This is a genomic window from Citrobacter sp. Cpo089, assembly GCF_030332695.1.
In the GTDB taxonomy this organism is placed as follows: Bacteria; Pseudomonadota; Gammaproteobacteria; order Enterobacterales; family Enterobacteriaceae; genus Citrobacter; species Citrobacter portucalensis.
Window position 1 is genome coordinate 59,006 of the sequence record NZ_JAOWHJ010000073.1, and the last position, 16,582, is coordinate 75,587.

15 protein-coding genes are annotated in these 16,582 nt (G+C 51.6%); 14 read left to right on the top strand and 1 reads right to left on the bottom strand.

Translation table 11 applies throughout. The features are described 5' to 3' along the window. The first annotated feature begins 108 nt into the window (after positions 1 to 108). The 3 genes from udk to asmA all read left to right on the top strand — a co-directional run bounded on the left by udk (position 109) and on the right by asmA (position 3,303). Positions 109 to 750 carry a uridine kinase gene (gene udk / locus OGX92_RS20130; RefSeq protein WP_003036776.1) on the top strand — a complete coding sequence of 214 codons (642 nt, stop codon included), beginning with the start codon at positions 109 to 111 and terminating at the stop codon, positions 748 to 750. Between the two features lie 91 nt (positions 751 to 841). Further along, the gene (gene dcd, locus OGX92_RS20135; RefSeq protein WP_003834269.1) at positions 842 to 1,423 is read left to right on the top strand and encodes a dCTP deaminase; all 582 of its coding nucleotides are present in this window, start codon (positions 842 to 844) and stop codon (positions 1,421 to 1,423) included. Between the two features lie 26 nt (positions 1,424 to 1,449). Then, complete coding sequence (asmA, locus tag OGX92_RS20140; protein WP_286586992.1) at positions 1,450 to 3,303, top strand: outer membrane assembly protein AsmA; 1,854 nt, start codon at positions 1,450 to 1,452, stop codon at positions 3,301 to 3,303. A 44-nt stretch (positions 3,304 to 3,347) separates the two neighbouring features. On the opposite strand, the gene OGX92_RS20145 is transcribed toward asmA, so the two are convergent. Then, positions 3,348 to 4,931 carry a TerC family protein gene (locus OGX92_RS20145; RefSeq protein WP_032934495.1) on the bottom strand — a complete coding sequence of 528 codons (1,584 nt, stop codon included), beginning with the start codon at positions 4,929 to 4,931 and terminating at the stop codon, positions 3,348 to 3,350. Between the two features lie 655 nt (positions 4,932 to 5,586). Here OGX92_RS20145 and OGX92_RS20150 point away from each other — a divergent pair. From OGX92_RS20150 to fcl, 11 genes are all read left to right on the top strand, one after another. After that, positions 5,587 to 6,726, top strand: a complete 1,140-nt coding sequence (locus tag OGX92_RS20150; protein ID WP_003834266.1) for a polysaccharide export protein — start codon at positions 5,587 to 5,589, stop codon at positions 6,724 to 6,726. Positions 6,727 to 6,731: 5 nt separating this feature from the next. Then, on the top strand, positions 6,732 to 7,181 hold the full coding sequence (gene wzb, locus OGX92_RS20155) for a low molecular weight protein-tyrosine-phosphatase Wzb (RefSeq protein WP_003834265.1): 450 nt from the start codon (positions 6,732 to 6,734) through the stop codon (positions 7,179 to 7,181). Continuing rightward, positions 7,178 to 9,340 (top strand): tyrosine-protein kinase Wzc, encoded by a 2,163-nt coding sequence (wzc, locus tag OGX92_RS20160; RefSeq protein ID WP_257661830.1) that lies wholly within the window; start codon positions 7,178 to 7,180, stop codon positions 9,338 to 9,340. The genes wzb and wzc overlap by 4 nt, the downstream gene beginning before the upstream one ends. A gap of 72 nt (positions 9,341 to 9,412) precedes the next feature. Then, on the top strand, positions 9,413 to 10,255 hold the full coding sequence (gene wcaA / locus OGX92_RS20165; protein WP_000206145.1) for a colanic acid biosynthesis glycosyltransferase WcaA: 843 nt from the start codon (positions 9,413 to 9,415) through the stop codon (positions 10,253 to 10,255). 2 nt (positions 10,256 to 10,257) lie between these two features. Further along, positions 10,258 to 10,746 (top strand): colanic acid biosynthesis acetyltransferase WcaB, encoded by a 489-nt coding sequence (wcaB, locus tag OGX92_RS20170; RefSeq protein ID WP_032943932.1) that lies wholly within the window; start codon positions 10,258 to 10,260, stop codon positions 10,744 to 10,746. Continuing rightward, positions 10,743 to 11,960 carry a colanic acid biosynthesis glycosyltransferase WcaC gene (gene wcaC / locus OGX92_RS20175; protein ID WP_063940486.1) on the top strand — a complete coding sequence of 406 codons (1,218 nt, stop codon included), beginning with the start codon at positions 10,743 to 10,745 and terminating at the stop codon, positions 11,958 to 11,960. The genes wcaB and wcaC overlap by 4 nt, the downstream gene beginning before the upstream one ends. Further along, positions 11,935 to 13,152: a colanic acid polymerase WcaD gene (gene wcaD, locus OGX92_RS20180; protein WP_020996654.1), complete on the top strand. Its 1,218-nt coding sequence runs from the start codon at positions 11,935 to 11,937 to the stop codon at positions 13,150 to 13,152. The genes wcaC and wcaD overlap by 26 nt, the downstream gene beginning before the upstream one ends. Positions 13,153 to 13,157: 5 nt before the next feature. After that, positions 13,158 to 13,904: a colanic acid biosynthesis glycosyltransferase WcaE gene (gene wcaE, locus OGX92_RS20185; RefSeq protein WP_286586993.1), complete on the top strand. Its 747-nt coding sequence runs from the start codon at positions 13,158 to 13,160 to the stop codon at positions 13,902 to 13,904. Positions 13,905 to 13,913: 9 nt separating this feature from the next. Next, on the top strand, positions 13,914 to 14,468 hold the full coding sequence (gene wcaF / locus OGX92_RS20190; protein ID WP_003834258.1) for a colanic acid biosynthesis acetyltransferase WcaF: 555 nt from the start codon (positions 13,914 to 13,916) through the stop codon (positions 14,466 to 14,468). Positions 14,469 to 14,492: 24 nt separating this feature from the next. Further along, positions 14,493 to 15,614, top strand: coding sequence for a GDP-mannose 4,6-dehydratase (gene gmd, locus OGX92_RS20195; RefSeq protein WP_003036748.1), 1,122 nt, complete (start codon positions 14,493 to 14,495; stop codon positions 15,612 to 15,614). A gap of 2 nt (positions 15,615 to 15,616) precedes the next feature. Further along, positions 15,617 to 16,582: a GDP-L-fucose synthase gene (gene fcl, locus OGX92_RS20200; RefSeq protein ID WP_286586994.1), complete on the top strand. Its 966-nt coding sequence runs from the start codon at positions 15,617 to 15,619 to the stop codon at positions 16,580 to 16,582.

The following is a 16,582-nucleotide window of genomic DNA, read 5'->3' on the forward strand; positions in this document are numbered from 1 at the left end:
TTGGTGCAGCCTGGGGTGGCATCGCGCCGCTGAAATCCCTATAATTGCCGCGTTTGGCGTTTCGGCGCCGCCCTTCCTTACATCCAGGTTAATCAGGTCGCTAAATTTATGACTGATCAGTCCCATCAGTGCGTCATTATCGGCATTGCCGGCGCATCGGCTTCCGGCAAGAGCCTTATTGCCAGTACTCTTTATCGCGAATTGCGTGAACAAGTCGGTGACGAACATATTGGCGTTATTCCCGAAGACAGCTATTACAAAGATCAAAGCCATCTGTCGATGGAAGAACGCGTAAAAACCAACTACGACCATCCGAACGCGATGGACCACAGCCTGCTGTTTCAACATCTGCAAACGCTGAAACGCGGCTCTGCCATTGAGCTGCCGGTTTATAGCTATGTTGAGCACACGCGTACGCAAGACACTATTCATATCGAACCGAAGAAAGTCATCATCCTGGAAGGCATTTTGCTGCTGACGGATGCGCGTTTGCGCGATGAGATGAACTTTTCTATTTTTGTTGATACGCCGCTGGATATTTGTCTGATGCGCCGTATCAAGCGCGATGTGAATGAACGTGGTCGTTCAATGGATTCGGTGATGGCGCAATACCAGAAAACCGTCCGCCCAATGTTCCTGCAATTTATTGAGCCTTCAAAACAATACGCCGACATCATTGTGCCGCGCGGGGGTAAAAACCGCATCGCCATCGATATTCTGAAGGCTAAAATAAGTCAGTTCTTTGAATAAGTTCAGCGAATTGTGTACCGTTCAGTGATAACCTGGTTCACCCTTAACGCACCTGGCATTAAGGGTTTGAAGCACGAAAGGAGAAAGTGCCATGCGTTTATGTGACCGAGATATTGAAGCCTGGTTGGATGAAGGTCGCCTGTCGATCACTCCACGCCCTCCTGTCGAGCGAATCAATGGCGCCACGGTAGATGTGCGTCTTGGCAACAAATTCCGTACGTTCCGCGGTCATACAGCGGCGTATATCGATTTGAGCGGACCGAAAGATGAAGTCAGCGCCGCGCTGGATCGCGTGATGAGTGATGAAATCGTCCTCAAGGACGGCGAGGCATTCTTCTTGCATCCGGGTGAGCTTGCGCTGGCAGTAACATTTGAATCTGTGACGCTGCCTTCCGATCTCGTCGGTTGGTTAGATGGCCGTTCTTCGCTGGCTCGTCTGGGACTGATGGTACACGTCACCGCACACCGTATCGATCCGGGCTGGTCTGGCTGTATCGTACTGGAGTTTTACAACTCCGGAAAATTACCACTGGCCCTGCGTCCGGGCATGCCGATTGGCGCGTTAAGTTTCGAACCGCTTTCTGGTCCGGCAGCGCGACCATACAACCGTCGTCAGGATGCGAAGTATCGCGACCAGCAGGGCGCCGTTGCCAGCCGGATCGATAAAGACTGAGTGTTTTTCAGTCCATTGGGGATAGCATGAGACGATTTCTGACGACGCTGATGATTCTTCTGGTCGTGCTGGTGGCCGGCTTTTCTGCGTTAGTACTGTTGGTGAATCCGAATGATTTCCGCGCGTATATGGTCAAGCAGGTTGCCGCACGTAGCGGATATCAGCTGCAGTTGGATGGCCCCCTGCGTTGGCACGTATGGCCGCAACTGAGTATCCTCTCAGGGCGAGTGGTGTTAACGGCTGAAGGTGCCAGCGAACCTCTGGTTCGTGCCGACAATATGCGTCTTGACGTTGCGTTATGGCCGCTGTTGAGCCACCAGCTCAGCGTGAAGCAGGTGATGCTCAAAGGCGCAGTGATTCAACTGACCCCGAAAACTGAGGCGGTGCGCGCTAAAGATGCGCCCGTTGCCCCAAAAGACAATATGTTGCCCGATCTGGCGGAAGACAAAGGGTGGTCGTTTGATATCGCCCGTTTGCGGGTTGCCGACAGTGTTCTGGTATTCCAGCATGAAGACGACGAACAAGTTACCGTTCGTGATATTCGTCTGGAGATGGAACAAGATAGCCAGCACCGCGGCACGTTTGATTTTTCCGGGCGTGTGAACCGCGATCAGCGCGATCTCGCGTTATCCTTTAACGGCACGGTCGATGCCTCCGATTATCCGCACAACTTATCTGCGAATATTGCGCAGTTAAGCTGGCAACTGCAGGGGGCCGATCTGCCGCCGCAGGGAATCAACGGTCAGGGACATCTTCAGGCGCAATGGCTGGAAGAGAAAAAACAGCTTTCGTTTAGCCAGATAAATTTGACCGCCAATGACTCTTCGTTCTCCGGGCAAGCGCACGTATCCTTGTTGGAAAAACCGGAATGGGCCGTCGACCTAAAATTTGGCCAGCTCAATCTGGATAATCTGCTCGTACAACATGACGCAGCGGCGACAGCAAACGGTGACGTTCAGCAAGGTCAGAGTCAGCCAACGCTGGTGCGCCCCGTCATTGCTTCCCAGGTTGATGCCGTTTCGTATCAGGGACTCAAAGGCTTTTCGGCCGACATCGCTTTGCAGGCTGACAAAGTGCAGTGGCGGAAAATGGCGTTTGAGAATGTCTCGGCAAAAATAGACAACCGGTTCGGCTTACTGAACATTGCGCAGTTGCAGGGAAAAAGTGATGGCGGGCTGATCTCACTGCCCGGCACGCTGGATGCCAGAAAGGGAGAACCGCGAGCGGTCTTTCATCCGCGCCTGGAAGGTGTGGAAATTGGCACTATTTTGAAGGCCTTTGATTACCCCATCGCACTCACCGGCAAGCTGTCGCTGGCAGGGGATTTTTCCGGCTCAGATATTGATGCCCGGGCGTTTCGCCATAGCTGGCAAGGGCAGGCCCATGTCGAAATGAATGATACGCGAATGGAAGGGATGAACTTCCAGCAGATGATTCAACAGGCTGTAGAACGCAGCGGTGGGGATGTTAAATCTCAGCAAAACCTCGATAACGTGACCCGGTTGGATCATTTTGTAACCGATATGACGCTGGATAACGGAGAGGTGACGCTGGATAACATGGCAGGGGAGTCCGCGATGTTGGCGCTAACCGGCAAAGGAACGTTAGATCTGGTGAAGCAGAATTGCGACACGCTGTTTAACATTCGCGTGCTGGGCGGTTGGGATGGCGAAAGTAAGTTGATTAGTTTCCTGAAGGCCACCCCAGTTCCTCTCAGGGTCTATGGCCAGTGGCAATCACTGAACTACAGTCTGCAAGTTGATCAGCTTTTGCGTAAGCATCTGCAGGATGAAGCAAAACGTCGTCTGAATGACTGGGCAGATCGCAATAAAGATTCCCGCAACGGCAAAGATGTTAAAAAGTTGCTGGATAAGCTCTGATTCATATTGCCGGATGGTGGCTAATGCCCCATCCGGCTCGTGACTTACACCTCGTAATCCATCTCTTCTTCTCCGTGTAACGGTATCAGCTGGACCTTTTGCACGCGATGATTTTCCACCTGCAGGGTTTTTAGCCGATAGTCGCCAACCTGGACTTCCTCCCCGGTTTTCGGGATGCGCTGCAAATACTCCATTAACAGCCCGGCAATAGTGTGATACTCACGTTTTTCATCTAATGGGATGGGCACGTACTGCACCAGGTCTTCCAGCGGCATATGTCCGTTAGCGGTCCACGAACCATCGGCGTTTTTCTGAATATCATGGCGGGCGTCGATTTCCTCTACCTCGTTTGGCAGATTGCCGGCGATGGTTTCCATCACATCACTCAGCGTCACAATCCCTTCGACGGAACCAAATTCATCGGCTACAAACGCGAAATGCGTGCGGGCATTACGGAACTGCTCAAGCGCAGGAAGCAGCGGCAGAGTTTCTGGGAACACCAGCGGCTGGCGAATCAATACGCGCAGGTCGAGCGGCTCGCCGCGCAGAGACTGTTGCAGCAAATCGATGACATGCACCACGCCCAGCAGTTCCTCCTGCTCGTCTTCGCCGGTGACCACCAGACGCGTATGCTGGTTTTTTTCCAGTAAGGCGCGGATTTCTGCTTCTGGCGCATTGAGGTCGATATGTTCAATATCGTGGCGCGAGGTCATGATACTGCTGACGGTACGCTGATTGAAGTTCAGCACACGTTCAATCATCCGCCGCTCCTGAGGCGCAAAAATCTGACCTTCATGATGATCCGCCAGCATCGCCGCGGTTTCGGCATCCAGTTCAGCATCTTCTTTTTGCCCGCTCAGCAGTCGCATTACCGCCTCGGCGGTGCGCTGGCGCAGAGTATGGTTGGCTGAGAGGAAGCGACGACGGTTAAAGATAGCCAACTGGTTCAATGCTTCGATCATGACCGAGAAGCCGATGGCCGCGTACAGGTAACCTTTCGGGATATGGAAACCAAACCCTTCGGCCACCAGACTGAAACCAATCATCAGCAGGAAGCTCAGACACAGAATAACAATAGTTGGATGGCTGTTAACAAAGCGCGTCAGCGACTTGCTGGCCAGCAACATCAGGCTGATGGCAATAATGACTGCCGCCATCATCACCGCCAGGTGATCGACCATGCCAACAGCGGTAATGACGGAATCCAGAGAGAAGATGGCGTCCAGCACCACGATCTGCGCGACCACCCCCCAGAACTTAGCGCCTTTACGCTGGGTGGGGTTATCGCTGTCTTTCCCTTCCAGCCGTTCGTTGAGCTCCATAGTGGCTTTAAACAGCAGGAAGAAACCACCGAACAGCATGATCAGATCGCGGGCGCTGAAGCTGAGATCGCGAATACTGAACAGCGGCGTGGTCAGCGTTACCAGCCAGGATATTGATGCCAGCAGCAGCAGGCGCATAACCATCGCCAGCAGTAGCCCGGTAATACGCGCCTTATCCCGCTGGGCAGGAGGCAATTTCTCCGCGAGGATGGCAATAAAAACAAGATTATCAATGCCAAGAACAAGTTCGATCACGATTAACGTGACCAGTCCGGCCCAGATTGACGGATCGGCAATCCATTCCATAGTAAATGCTATACCCATAGTTGTATGACAATTGTCACAATTCGATCATGGGTAAAACTGGCGAAAAATGCAATGGCGAGAAGGGATTTCTCTGTCGGTTATATCAGAACAGACGCAGGATAATAGCCTTAATGTAACTACAGGAAATGATTTTATTAATCTAAACATATTTAGGAAATATCGCAGGTGGAATATTTTTATATCAATACTGTCAATATCAATAAAATCCTAAAAATATATAAATCCGACGCTTAATATTAATCTTAAAAGCCAGGTATCGGCGGGTTGTTATCTTGCCTGATATTCGCATAGCTGCAACAATTCTTGCGGTAATAATCAAAAGATAAATATTTCCTCATCAATCAGTGGCGCCATTCCCGATGCGTTAACGCTGTAAATGTGATGAAAATAAAGGAGAAGATAAAAATTTAAATTAATCAGTGCATTGGTAGCTAGTGAAGCCAGGGGCGGTAGCGTGTCTGGTCGCCTGAAACAAGCCTAAATTATTCTGTCAAGAGACCGCAGATGAATACATTTTTTTTAGGACTGATGCCAGTTAAATTCCATTTCAATTAACGGCAAGGTAAATGCGTACAGGCGAAGTCGCTATTTAGATTGCATGTGATAAATACTCTGCCAAAGTGATAAATAATCAATGATGAAATCCAAACTTAAATTGATGCCAGTATTGGTATCGGTGATCTTGATAAACGGTTGTACCGTGCTTCCGGGCAGCAATATGTCTACGATGGGCAAAGATGTGATTAAACAGCAGGACGCTGATTTTGATATCGATCGCATGGTGAATGTTTATCCACTCACGCCACGGCTGGTCGAACAATTACGTCCTCGACCAAATGTTGCGCAGCCTAATATGTCGCTGGACCAGGAGATTTCCGGATATCAGTACCGGGTCGGCCCGGGGGATGTCCTGAATGTGACAGTCTGGGACCATCCTGAACTCACCACGCCAGCCGGGCAGTACCGTAGCTCAAGCGATACCGGCAACTGGGTGCAGCCTGATGGCACCATGTTTTACCCCTACATCGGCAAAGTCAGCGTGGTAGGGAAAACGTTGGCAGAGATTCGTAGTGATATTACCGGGCGCTTAGCGAAGTACATTGCTGACCCGCAGGTGGACGTTAATATCGCCGCTTTCCGCTCGCAGAAGGCCTATGTCTCCGGGCAGGTGAACAAATCCGGCCAGCAGGCCATCACCAACGTACCGCTTACCGTTCTCGATGCCATTAACGCCGCTGGCGGTCTCACCGAGGCAGCAGACTGGCGCAACGTTGTGCTGACTCATAAAGGGCAGGAGCAACGTATTTCACTGCAAGCGCTGATGCAAAATGGCGACCTGAGCCAGAACCGTCTGCTCTATCCTGGTGACATTCTGTTTGTTCCGCGTAATGACGATCTGAAAGTCTTCGTAATGGGGGAAGTGAAAAAACAGAGCACCCTCAAAATGGACTTCAGCGGCATGACGCTTACCGAAGCGCTGGGCAATGCCGAAGGTATCGACCTGACCACCTCCAACGCCAGCGGCATTTTCGTTATTCGACCATTGAAAGGCGAGGGCGGGAACAACGGCAAGATCGCCAATATCTATCAGCTTGATATGTCCGATGCGACGTCGCTGGTGATGGCAACATCATTCCGACTCCAGCCATACGATGTGGTGTACGTCACTACCGCGCCGGTTGCTCGCTGGAACCGTTTGATCAATCAGTTGCTGCCGACTATTAGCGGTGTTCGCTATATGACGGACACGGCCAGCGACCTTCACAACTGGTAATCATCATGTTTAACAAAATCTTAGTTGTCTGTGTGGGGAACATTTGTCGTTCCCCGACGGCAGAGCGCTTGTTAAGGCAATTTCATCCGGCGTTAACGGTCTCTTCTGCCGGTCTTGGGGCGTTGGTGGGGAAAGGCGCGGATCCGTGCGCCATTAGCGTGGCGCAGGCGCACAACTTGTCCCTGGATAATCATTGTGCCCGGCAGATCACGGGACGAATGTGCCGGGAGTATGACCTGATCCTGACCATGGAAAAGCGCCATATCTCTGCCCTGTGTGAAATGGTGCCGGAGATGCGCGGCAAAGTGATGCTTTTTGGGCACTGGGACAGCGAGCGCGAAATTCCCGATCCGTATCGTAAAAGCCGTGATTCGTTTGACGCGGTGTACGCATTACTTGAACGGTCTGCCCGCCAATGGGCTCAGGCACTGAACGCAGAGCAGGGAAAACAATGACAGAAAAAGTAAAACAGTCTGCTGCGCCGGTAACGGGCAATGATGAAATCGATATTGGTCGTCTGGTCGCAACGGTGGTGGAAGCCCGCTGGTGGGTTCTTGGCATTACCACGGCTTTTGCATTGTGCGCCGCGGTCTACACGCTGTTCGCCACACCCATCTACAGTGCGGACGCGCTGGTGCAAATTGAGCAAAATACCGGAAATTCACTGGTGCAGGATATTGGCTCGGCGTTGTCGAACAAACCGCCGGCCTCGGAAGCGGAAATTCAGCTCATCCAGTCGCGTCTGGTATTAGGGAAAACGGTAGACGATCTTAACCTCGATATCGCCGTTACCAAAGATACATTCCCTATTTTTGGCGCGGGCTGGGACCGGCTGATGGGGCGTCAGAACGAAACGGTTAATGTGACCACCTTCACGCTGCCAAAGGCAATGAATGAACAGACCTTCACGCTCAATGTGCTGAATGACACAAGCTATCAACTGGTGAGTGACGGGGGTTTTAGCGCCCGGGGGCAAGTCGGCAAGGTGTTGGAACACGATGGCGTGACAATGCTGGTTGAGGCGATTCATGCCAGCCCGGATAGCCAATTTACCGTCAGCAAATTCTCCACGCTGAGCATGATAAACACCCTGCAAAATAACCTGATGGTGACGGAAACGGGCAAAGACACCGGCGTATTGAGCCTGACCTTTACCGGCGAAGACCGCGAGCAAATCCGCCAGATCCTCGACAGTATTACCCGCAACTATCTGCAACAAAATGTGGAACGTAAATCCGAAGAGGCCGCCAAAAGTCTGGCGTTTCTGGCAAAGCAACTGCCTGAGGTGCGTAATCGGCTGGACGTTGCTGAAAACAAGCTGAACGCCTTTCGTCAGGATAAAGACTCCGTGGATTTGCCGCTGGAAGCCAAAGCGGTGCTGGATTCGATGGTGAATATCGATGCGCAGTTGAATGAACTGACCTTCAAAGAAGCGGAGATTTCCAAGCTGTTCACCAAAGCGCATCCGGCGTACCGCACGCTGCTGGAAAAACGCCAGGCGCTGGAAGATGAGAAAAGTAAGCTGAACGGGCGCGTAACGGCGATGCCGAAAACGCAGCAGGAAATTGTTCGTCTGACGCGTGATGTGGAGTCCGGTCAGCAGGTCTATATGCAGTTGCTGAACAAGCAACAGGAACTGAAGATTACCGAGGCCAGTACGGTTGGCGATGTGCGCATTGTCGATCCCGCGATTGCCCAGCCTGGCGTGCTGAAGCCGAAAACGGCGCTGATTATTCTCGGCAGTATCATTCTCGGTTTGATGCTTTCCGTGGTGGGCGTACTGCTGCGTTCTCTGTTTAATCGCGGTATTGAAAGCCCGCAGGCACTGGAAGAGCATGGTATCAGCGTGTATGCCAGTATTCCGCTGTCCGAATGGCAAAAAGCACGTGATAACGTTCAGACCATTAAAGGTGTGAAACGCTACAAGCAAAGCCAGCTGTTGGCCGTGGGTAATCCAACCGATCTCGCCATAGAAGCGGTCCGCAGCCTGCGTACCAGCCTGCACTTTGCCATGATGCAGGCGCGTAACAACGTATTGATGCTGACCGGCGTCAGCCCGTCGATTGGCAAAACGTTTGTCTGCGCCAACCTGGCGGCAGTCATCAGCCAGACCAACAAACGCGTGCTGTTGATCGACTGCGATATGCGCAAAGGCTATACCCACGAACTGCTGGGTACCAATAACGTCAACGGCCTGTCTGAGATCCTGATTGGCAAGGGGGATATCTCATCCAGCGCCAAACCGACATCGATTCCGCATTTTGATCTGATCCCTCGCGGTCAAATCCCTCCCAATCCTTCCGAGCTGCTGATGAGCGAGCGTTTCGGCGAACTGATTGCCTGGGCCAGCTCGCACTATGACCTGGTGCTGATTGACACTCCACCAATTCTGGCGGTGACCGATGCGGCGATTGTTGGCCGTCATGTCGGCACCACGCTGATGGTGGCGCGTTATGCGGTCAACACGCTGAAAGAGGTGGAAACCAGCCTGAGTCGCTTCGAGCAAAATGGCATTCAGGTTAAAGGGGTGATCCTCAACTCGATCTTCCGTCGTGCCAGCGGGTATCAGGATTACGGCTACTACGAATACGAATACACGTCGGATGCGAAATAAATCACCAACCCTGCCGGATGCGGCAAAAACGCCTTATCCGGCCTACAAAAGCGTATCTATCCGGAAACGAAAATGACGACAGAAAACCCGCTAATTTCAATTTATATGCCAACCTGGAACCGCCAGCAGCTGGCCATTCGGGCGATTAAATCGGTGTTGCGCCAGGACTACCCTCACTGGGAGATGATCATTGTGGATGATTGCTCTTCCTCATATGAGCAGTTGCAGCAGTTTGTTGAGGAACTCAACGATCCGCGTGTGTCGTATACGCATAATTCCACCAACTCCGGGGCCTGTGCGGTGCGTAATCAGGCCATTATGCAGGCCAACGGGCAATACATTACGGGGATTGATGATGATGATGAATGGACACCGAACCGCCTGAGCGTGTTCCTGCAGTATCGGCATCAACTGGTCACACGGGCGTTTCTGTATGCCAATGACTATGTCTGTGAGGGCGAAGTGTATTCGCAGCCGACCAGTCTGCCGCTCTATCCGAAGTCCGTTTATTCACGCCGCAGGTTTTATAAGCGCAACATCATTGGTAATCAGGTATTTACCTGGGCATGGCGGTTTAAAGCATGCCTGTTCGATACCACGCTGAAAGCGGCGCAGGATTACGACATCTTCCTGCGCATGGTGGTGGCGTATGGCAAACCGTGGAAGGTCAAAGAGGCGACGCAGATCCTGCATGTGAATCACGGCGAGATGCGTATTACCTCATCGCCGAATAAATTCTCCGGTTACTTTCAGTTTTACCGCAAGCACAAAGGCAAATTTGACCGGGCCAGCAAGAAATATCAGCTGTTTACCCTCTATCAGATCCGCAACAAACGGATGAACTGGCGCACGCTGCTGACGCTGCTTTCTGTTCGCAACAGTAAGCGTCTGGCCGACGGACTGCGAGGACGCTAATTATGCTGGAAGATTTACGCGCGAACGGCTGGAGTCTGCGCCCCTGCTGCATGGTGGCGGCCTATCGGATTGCCCATTTTTGCTCCGTCTGGCGTAAAAAAAATATCATAAACAACCTGTGGGCCGCCCCGGTGCTGGTGATGTACCGCCTTATCACCGAATGCCTGTTTGGCTATGAAATTCAGGCTGCTGCATCAATTGGTCGTCGTTTCACCATCCATCATGGCTATGGGGTGGTTATCAATAAACACGTGGTGGCGGGGGATGATTTTACCCTACGCCACGGCGTCACTATCGGCAATCTTGGTGCCAACGATCCATCCTGTCCGGTCATCGGTAACGGCGTTGAGTTGGGGGCCAATGTCACCCTGCTCGGCGACGTTGCTATTGGCGATAACGTGACGATTGGCGCCGGGAGCGTTGTGGTGGATAGCGTCCCGGACAATACGCTGGTCGTGGGCGAGAAGGCACGGGTGAAGGTAATAAAATGAAGATATTACAGTTTAATGTCCGACTCGCAGAAGGTGGGGCGGCAGGCGTGGCGTTAGATTTGCATCTGAGGTCGCTGGAAAAAGGGCTGTCGTCGCGGTTTGTCTATGGCTATGGCAAAGGCGGTAAAAAAAGCGCCAGTCATGCGAATTTCCCGCAGGTTATCAAATATACGCCGCGCCTGACGTCGGCGGCGAACATTGCGCTGTTTCGTTTCGCGAACCGCGACATGTTTGGCAATCTCAACAAGTTATATCGTGAAGTTACCCGCACCTCCGGCCCGCTGGTACTGCATTTTCACGTGTTGCACAGCTACTGGTTGAACCTGGAAGAGGTGGTGACCTTTTGCCAAAAAGTGAAGGTGCATAAACCGGATATCACTTTCGTCTGGACGCTGCACGATCACTGGAGCGTGACCGGGCGCTGTGCCTTTACCGATGGCTGCGAAGGCTGGAAAACGGGCTGTCAGAAATGCCCAACGCTCAGCAACTATCCGCCGGTAAAAGTCGATAAAGCCCATCAGCAGTTGCCCGGTAAGCGGCAGATGTTTCGCGCCATGCTGGCGCTGGGTTGCCAGTTTATCTCGCCCAGTCAACATGTGGCCGACGCATTCAACAGCCTGTATGGCGTGGGACGCTGCCGTATTATCAATAATGGCATTGATGTGGCAACTGAAGCCATTCTTGGCGAACTGCCCGCGATGCCTGCGGAGAGCGGTCGGCCGAAAATTGCCGTGGTGGCTCATGACCTGCGCTATGACGGCAAAACCAGTCAACAACTGGTGCGAGCGATTGCCGCGCTTGGGGACAAAATTGAGCTGCATACCTTCGGCAAATTTTCGCCATTTGCGGGAGATAACGTCATCAACCACGGTTTTGAGAGCGATAAGCGCACGTTGATGAGTGCGCTTAACCAGATGGATGGACTGGTGTTCAGCTCCCGTGTCGATAACTACCCGCTGATTCTGTGCGAAGCACTTTCCATCGGCGTACCGGTAATTGCCACACACAGCGATGCCGCGCAGGAAGTGCTGGCTAAATCAGGCGGCAAAACGTTCAGCGAAGCGGACGTATTGCAGCTGGTGCAGCTGAAAAAATCAGACATTGCGCAGGCGGTATTTGACACGTCCCTTACCGCGTTCAGCCAGCGCAGTCGGGTGGCATACAGTGGGCAACAGATGCTGGAGGAATATGTCTCGTTCTATCAGAATCTGTAGCTATCTGGTGCTACCGCTGCTTTATCTGCTGGTTAACGTCAAACTTGCCCAGCTTGGCGAGAGCTTCCCGATAACCATCGTCACGTTCTTGCCCGTTCTGCTGTTGCTGTTTGTCGAGCGCATCAATATCAAAAAATTAATGATCGCACTGGGCGTGGGGGGCGGGCTGACGGCGTTTAACTACCTGTTCGGTCAATCACTGGATGCCAGCAAGTACGTAACGTCAGCGATGCTGTTTGTTTATACCGTGGTGATTATTGGCATGGTGTGGAGTATTCGCTTCAAAACCATTTCACCGCATAACTATATTAAGATTTTGCGTTTTTTCTGGCTGGTGGTGGGGCTGGTGGTGGGGTTAGCTGCGGTTGAAATGGCACAGATAATTCTCAGCGGCGGCAGCAGTTTAATGGAAGTTATTTCGAAATATCTTATTTACAGTAACAGCTATGTTCTGAACTTTATTAAGTTTGGTGGGAAACGTACCACCGCACTCTATTTCGAACCGGCATTCTTCGCTCTGGCGTTAATCTCAATTTGGCTCAGTATCAAACAGTTTGGTATCAAAACACCTAAGTCCGATGCTATGATTCTGGCAGGGATAATATTATCAGGATCTTTTTCAGGGGTAATGACGTTTATTTTGTTTTATCTCCTGGAGTGGGCATTCCAGTACCTGAATAAGGATGCGATAAAAAAGAAGCTACCGCTGGCGATAATCTCATTAAGCGTGTTTTTAGTTGGGGTGATATTTGCTTTTCCGTACATCGCAACGCGGCTTGGTGATTTAGGAACTGAAGGTTCGTCATCGTATTATCGTATCGTAGGACCATTGGTGATGGTCGGTTATTCATTACTGAATGTTGATGGCGTAGTGAGATTTGGCTCACTTTATGAATACGTCGCGTCATTCGGAATTTTTAACGGTGCAGATGTCGGTAAAACAATAGACAATGGTTTGTATCTGCTGATTATTTATTTTTCATGGTTCGCGGTGATATTAGCCCTATGGTACATGGGGAAGGTCATGAAAATGATGATCAATGCGTTTGGCGATAATCAGAATTATCGGGTGCAGCTTTATCTTTTTACACCGTTGTCCCTGTTTTTTACAGGTTCAGTATTTAGTCCGGAATACGCATTTTTAATTGTATGTCCGTTTATATTGCGCAAGGCGCTGAATATCGCGAGGTAACTCACATGCTGCTCAGTATCATTACCGTCGCCTTTCGCAATCTGGAAGGGATCGTCAAAACTCACGCATCGCTGGCACATCTGGCGCAAGCGGGTGATATCAGTTTTGAGTGGATTGTTGTTGATGGCGGCTCCTCGGATGGTACGTCGGTGTTTCTTGAAGGGCTCAGTGGGGAACACCGGTTAAGGTTTGTCAGCGAGCCGGATAACGGCATCTATGATGCGATGAACAAAGGCATCGCGATGGCGCGCGGGCGGTTCGCGCTGTTCCTCAACTCCGGGGATATTCTGCATGCGGATGCGGCACATTTTATCCGCCAGTTAAAAACGCAGAGCGACCAAACCATGGTCATTGGCGATGCGTTGCTGGATTTCGGCAATGGCAACAAAATTAAGCGCCGGGCAAAACCAGGTTGGTATATTTATCACAGCCTGCCCGCCAGCCACCAGGCGATATTCTTTCCGCTCTCAGGACTGAATGTCTGGCATTATGATTTGCAATATAAAATATCGTCTGATTACGCGTTGGCAGCCCAATTATACAAGTCCGGTTACGCTTTTAAAAAACTGAGCGGGTTGGTGTCGGAATTTTCCATGGGCGGAGTGTCAACGACGAATAATCTTGAATTGTGTCGGGATGCCAAAAAAGTACAGCGCCAGATATTACACATGCCAGGTTTTTGGACCGGATTGTCAGAATATTTACGTCTGCGCACAACTGGTAAAACTAAAACCTTATATGGGAAAACGTAAGGGCATAGTATGCAAGATTTAAGCGGATTTGAAGTGCCTGGAGGTTTTCGCGGCGGTGGCGCTATTAAAGTGCAATTATGGTGGGCGGTGCAAGCAACATTATTTCGCTGGTCTCCACAGGTCATGTATCGCTGGCGTGCATTTTTATTACGAATGTTTGGCGCAAAAATAGGAAAAAACGTAGTCATTCGGCCTTCAGTAAGAATTACTTATCCGTGGAAATTAACCCTGGGAGATTATGCCTGGGTGGGTGACGACGCGGTTTTATATACGTTAGGTGATATTACGATTGGCGCCCACGCGGTTATTTCGCAAAAAAGTTATTTATGCACCGGGAGTCATGATTATGCCAGTCAACATTTTGATATTAACGCCACGCCGATTGTGGTTGGCGCTAAATGCTGGTTGGCGACAGATGTCTTTGTCGCGCCTGGCGTGACGATTGGCGATGGCACTGTCGTTGGAGCACGAAGCAGCGTATTTAAATCGCTGCCAGCAAATGTCATTTGTCGGGGAAATCCCGCAGTAGTCACGCGCGAACGCGTCGAGAAAGTTACTCCCTGAGGGGATCACTGAAGAGGTTATAACATGTCAAAAGTCGCTCTCATTACTGGCGTAACCGGGCAGGATGGTTCTTACCTGGCAGAGCTTCTGCTGGAAAAAGGGTATGAAGTACACGGTATTAAGCGTCGCGCTTCATCATTCAACACCGAACGTGTGGACCACATCTACCAGGATCCGCATTCAGGCAATCCCAAATTTCATCTGCACTATGGCGATTTGACCGACTCCTCCAACCTGACCCGTATTTTACAGGAAGTCCAACCGGATGAAGTCTATAACCTGGGCGCCATGAGCCATGTCGCGGTGTCGTTTGATTCACCGGAATACACCGCAGACGTTGATGCGATCGGCACATTGCGTTTGCTGGAGGCAATTCGCTTCCTCGGACTGGAGAAGAAGACCCGTTTTTATCAGGCGTCCACCTCTGAGCTGTACGGTCTGGTACAGGAAATCCCGCAGAAAGAGAGCACGCCGTTCTATCCGCGCTCGCCGTATGCCGTTGCCAAGCTGTACGCCTACTGGATAACCGTCAACTACCGCGAGTCTTACGGGATGTATGCCTGTAACGGCATTCTGTTCAACCACGAGTCTCCGCGCCGCGGCGAAACCTTTGTTACTCGCAAAATTACCCGGGCGATCGCCAACATCGCTCAGGGGCTGGAGTCTTGCTTGTACCTGGGCAACATGGATTCACTGCGCGATTGGGGGCATGCCAAAGATTACGTCAGGATGCAGTGGATGATGCTGCAGCAGGATAAGCCGGAAGATTTCGTGATTGCCACCGGCGTGCAGTATTCCGTGCGCCAGTTTGTAGAAATGGCGGCCGCTCAGTTGGGGATTAAATTGCGCTTTGAAGGTGAGGGCGTGAATGAGAAAGGCATCGTGGTTTCTGTGACCGGACACGATGCGCCGGGGGTGAAACCCGGGGATGTCATGATTGCCGTTGATCCGCGCTACTTCCGTCCGGCTGAGGTGGAAACGCTGCTGGGCGATCCGGCCAAAGCCCATGAAAAACTGGGCTGGAAACCGGAAATCACACTGCGCCAGATGATCTCGGAAATGGTTGCCAACGATCTTGATGCGGCGAAGAAACATTCCCTGCTCAAGTCGCACGGTTACGAGGTCGCTATCGCGCTGGAGTACTAAGGATGAAGACACAACGTATTTTTGTGGCGGGCCATCGCGGGATGGTGGGGGCCGCCATCGTCAGACAATTGTCGCAGCGAAATAACGTAGAGCTGGTGCTGCGTACCCGCGACCAGCTTAATCTGCTGGACGCCGGTGCGGTGCAGGCGTTCTTTGCCGCTGAACGTATTGACCAGGTTTATCTGGCGGCGGCAAAAGTAGGGGGGATTGTGGCAAATAATACTTATCCTGCTGATTTTATTTATGAAAACATGATGATTGAGAGCAACATTATTCATGCGGCGCATCTGCATAACGTGAATAAACTGTTGTTTCTCGGTTCATCCTGTATTTATCCCAAGCAAGCTACCCAGCCAATCGCCGAAAGTGAACTGTTGCAGGGGACACTTGAACCGACCAATGAGCCGTATGCGATTGCCAAAATTGCCGGTATTAAGCTGTGTGAATCGTATAACCGACAGTATGGCCGTGATTATCGCTCGGTGATGCCGACCAATCTGTACGGACCGCATGACAACTTTCATCCGAGTAATTCGCATGTGATCCCGGCTCTGCTGCGCCGCTTTCATGAGGCTCGCGAGCAAAATACGCCGGATGTGGTGGTGTGGGGAAGCGGGACGCCAATGCGTGAATTTCTGCATGTCGACGATATGGCGGCGGCCAGTATCCACGTGATGGAGCTGGCTCAGGAAGTGTTGCAGGAATATACCCAACCAATGCTGTCGCATATCAACGTGGGCACCGGTGTGGACTGCACCATCCGTGAACTGGCCCAGACCATCGCGCAGGTTGTGGGTTACAAGGGGCGCGTGGTGTTTGACGCCAGCAAACCGGACGGCACGCCGCGCAAATTGCTCGACGTTACGCGTCTGCATCAGTTGGGCTGGTATCACGAGATATCTCTGGAAGCGGGGCTTGCCAGTACATATCAGTGGTTCCTTGGAAACCAGCAGCGTTACCGGGGGTAA